This window comes from Mycobacterium sp., from assembly GCF_036488105.1.
Lineage (GTDB): Bacteria > Actinomycetota > Actinomycetes > Mycobacteriales > Mycobacteriaceae > Mycobacterium.
Map to the genome: position 1 here is coordinate 1 of NZ_DASXHW010000354.1, position 3667 is coordinate 3667.

Consider the following 3667-nt stretch of genomic DNA (forward strand, 5'->3'; position numbering starts at 1 on the left):
CTGTTGCAGTTCAGGACTTCGTGGACAGTTGATGTTTCAGGACATCGTGGACACTGACCGGCCTGTCGGCGTGGTGACCAGGGCGTGTGTGGTGATCATGCGGCGATGGGCAGAGCAGGGTTTTCGATGGATCCTGAGTTCGTTGCCGCGGTCGCGCAGGTCGCGGCGGGCGAGAAGGTCAACATTGCGCGGTTCTGCCGCGAGCACGGCGTGTCCCGGAGTGTGTTCCACAAGTACCTGGCCCGGTTCCGGGCCGAGGGCGCGGACGGGTTCACCCGCCGCAGCACCGCCCCGCACCACCATCCGAGGGCTCTGGGCGCCGGGGTGGCCGAGGCGGTGCTGCGAGCGCGCAAAGAACTAGCCGGTGAGGGCCTGGACAACGGGCCGATCTCCATCCGCTGGCGGCTCGAGGACACCGGGGTCACCCCGCTGCCGTCGCAGTCCGCGGTCTACCGAATCCTGTGCGAGCACGGCCAGATCGTCCCGGAACCCCGCAAGAAGCCCCGGACCCGGCGCCGGTTCGAATACGCCGACCCCAACGGCTGCTGGCAGATCGACGGCATGGAGCACTACCTCGCCGATGGCACCAAGGTCTGCATCATCCAGATCCTCGACGACCACTCCCGCCTCGACGTCGGCTCCTACGCCGCGGCCAGCGAGAACGGCGCCGACACCTGGACCGCGCTGCAACACGCCTTCGCCGGCTACGGCCTGCCCGTGAAAGTGCTGTCCGACAACGGACTGGCCTTCTCCGGCAAACACCGCGGGAGGACGGCCGAGCTGGAACGCCACCTCGCCGAACGAGGCGTGGCCGCCATCGCCTCCTCGGTCTATCACCCGCAGACCTGCGGGAAAAACGAACGCTCCCACCAAACCCTGCAAAAATGGCTCCGCGCCCGGCCCACGCCCACCACGGTGCCCGAGATGCAACAACTTCTCGACGAGTACCGGACGATCTACAACCACCGCCGCCACCAAAGCCTGGACGGCGAAACCCCGCAGCAACGCTACGACGCCACCCCCAAAACCGCCCCCAGCACCGCCGCCCACCGGCCCAGCGGCGTTACCACCCGCCCCGTCTCCACCACCGGCGTGATCGCCTTCTCCGGCTGCTCCATCGTCCTGGGCCGCGCCTGGGCCGGCCACACCGCGACCGTTTACTGGCAAGGCGACCGCGTCACCGTCATGATCAACAACACCGTCGCCCGCCACCTCACCCTCGACCGATCAGTACGCTACCAACCACTGACCAGCCACAAACCGTCCACGAAGTCCTGAAACACATCTGTTCACGAAGTCCTGAAACATGACAGCCGGTTAGAACCGGCATAAACACTCACGAGCGATTACCTGCGGGCCTTCAGTGCCGGCAGGCCGCCGCCCCGTGGCAGGAAGTCATGGCCTGCAACGTTTCGTGCAGCTGTTTCGCAGTGTCCGGCGGCAGCTGGGCCACGGTGTTGTGCAGCTCTTGCGGGTCCGTGCTGCGGTCGTAGTACTCCTTGGTGCCGTCGGCGTACTCGACGTAGGTGTACGTGGTGCTGCGGATCGCCTCGTACGTGGTCGGGTTGCCGCTGTTCTTCCCCGGTTTGTCCGGGTCGGTCGGGTCGAAGTCCGGGCCGTGGTGCTCGACCAGCCCGACCGTGCGCCACGCCGGCGGGGTGGTCCCGTTCAGCAGCGGCACCAAGCTTTCGCCGTCCACCGCCGCGGGCGTCGCGGCGCCGGCCAGCGCCTCGAAGGTCGGTCGCAGATCGATGTTCTCCACCGGGCTGGCCACCGTCGCCCCGGCCTTGACGCCGGGCCCGGTGACCACCAGCGGCACGTGCACGTCGGTGTCGTACGCGGTCTGCTTGCCGGGGGTGAGCCGGTACTCGCCCATGTGATAGCCGTTGTCCGAGGTGAACACGATGTCGGTGGCCCCGCGCACGCCGGCCTGGTCCAGCGCGGACTCCACCGTGCCGATCATCTTGTCCACCGACTGCACAGCCTGCGCCCGCTTGCGGAACGCCTTGTTGATGCCCGCCTTTTCCTTGTCCGTCAACGGAGTCCGCGACGCGAGCCACGGCGGCGGCGAGGACGGCAGGGTGTCGAACGCGGGCCCGCGCGGCGCGGTGAGGCCGGGGAACGCGCCGGCGTCGCGCGGCGCCGGGGTGTACGGGGCGTGCGGGGCGAAGGTGGCGAGTTCGATCGCGAACGGCGTGTGTGCGCTCGCCGAGCTGGTGACGAACTGCGCGGCCTTGCCGGCCATCACGTCGACCAGGTAGTCGCTCGGGGTCTTGCCGTAGTGCTTGACCGTGCCGTTTTCGTTGAGGTCGTAGTTGAACTCGGGGTACCCGTTGCCGGCGACGTCCCACTCGTTCCAGCCCGGCGGCACGCCGTCGCTCTTCGGGTTGTAGCCGTTCAGGTACTTGCCCATCATCGCCGTGCGGTACCCGGCCTGCTGCAACGAGGTCGCGTAGGTCGACTTGTCGTCGCCTTTGCCGTGGAAGGCGCCGTAGCCGCCGTCGGCGCCGCTATTGGTGAAGACCCCGGTGTCGTGCGGCAGCATCCCGGTGAACAGCGACGACCGCGACGGGCAGCACAGCGAGTCGGTGACCGTGTAATTGCTGAACGACGTGCCGGTCTTGGCCATCTCCTGCACGTGCGGCAGGTACGGCAACAGGTTCATCGACAGGTCGTCGGTGAGCACGAGGACGAGGTTCGGCTTGCTGCCCGCGGTTCCGGCGACGGTGGACTGGGCAGTGGCCGAACCGCCGGTCGAGCAAGCGGCGGTCGAAGCCACTGCCACCGCCAGCACCGCGGTCAGGAGGAGACGGACGCGAGAGGACATGCGGTCAAGCTAACGGTGCCACCACAGAGCCCGGTCAGGGTTGTGTTCGGGCTCGGTAAAGACTCGTGAGTGGCAATGACGGTTCTAACCGGCATAAACACTCACGAGCCTTTCCTAGCGCAGCCGCCACAGGTGGTCCGCGGTGCCGCTGTCCGCGAACTGGACCACCTGCGCACTGTCCGCTTTGGACATCTGATCCACGCCGAGCACCTTGCCCGAGTTCCGGTTCATGATCCGGAACCAGCCACTGCCGTCGTCGAGCAGGCGCCACTGGTGATCGGTCGTGCCGTTGTCCGAGAACTGGACGACCTGCGCACTGTCCGCCGTGGACATCCGGTCCACCCCCAGCACCTTGCCCGAGTTGACGTTGCGGATCAGCAGCCAGCCGTCCGCCGTGGACTCGAACGTCCACAGGTGATCGGCCGTGCCGCTGTCCGCGAATTGGACGACGCGGGCGCTGTCGGCCGTCGACATCTGGTCGACGCCCAGTACCTTCGCCGAGTTCCGGTTCTCGATCCGCACCTGGCCGTTCGCCACCAGCTGCCAGAGATGGTCGGCGGTCCCGTTGTCCGCGAACTGCACCACCTGCGCACTGTCCGCCGTGGACATCTGGTCTACGCCCAGCACCTTGCCGGAGTTGCGGTTCTTCAGCCGCCACCAGCCGTCGCCGTTGTCGATCAGCTGCCACAGATGGTCGGCCGTACCGGTGTCGGCGAACTGGACCACCTGCGCGCTGTCCGAAGTGGACATTCGGTCCACCCCGAGCACCTTGCCCGAGTTGGCATTGCGGATCCGGTACCAGCCGTCGCCGTTCGCGACCAGGTGCCAGAGGTGGTCGGC

The 3667-nt window shown here is 67.4% G+C and carries 3 protein-coding genes; 1 reads left to right on the forward strand and 2 read right to left on the reverse strand.

Annotation, left to right across the window (positions count from 1 at the left end; all coding sequences use genetic code 11):
• Positions 1 to 126 precede the first annotated feature (126 nt).
• Entirely contained in the window at positions 127 to 1278 is a 1152-nt protein-coding gene (locus VGH54_RS18735; RefSeq protein ID WP_331513575.1) for an IS481 family transposase, read from the forward strand.
• A gap of 82 nt (positions 1279 to 1360) precedes the next feature.
• Here the strand turns inward: VGH54_RS18735 and VGH54_RS18740 are convergent, their stop codons facing one another.
• Together VGH54_RS18740 and VGH54_RS18745 are read right to left on the reverse strand one after the other, a co-directional pair.
• Positions 1361 to 2827: a sulfatase gene (locus VGH54_RS18740; RefSeq protein ID WP_331513576.1), complete on the reverse strand. Its 1467-nt coding sequence runs from the start codon at positions 2825 to 2827 to the stop codon at positions 1361 to 1363.
• 114 nt (positions 2828 to 2941) lie between these two features.
• Positions 2942 to 3667: RICIN domain-containing protein (locus VGH54_RS18745; protein ID WP_331513577.1), on the reverse strand; the 726-nt coding region annotated here is incomplete at its 5' end.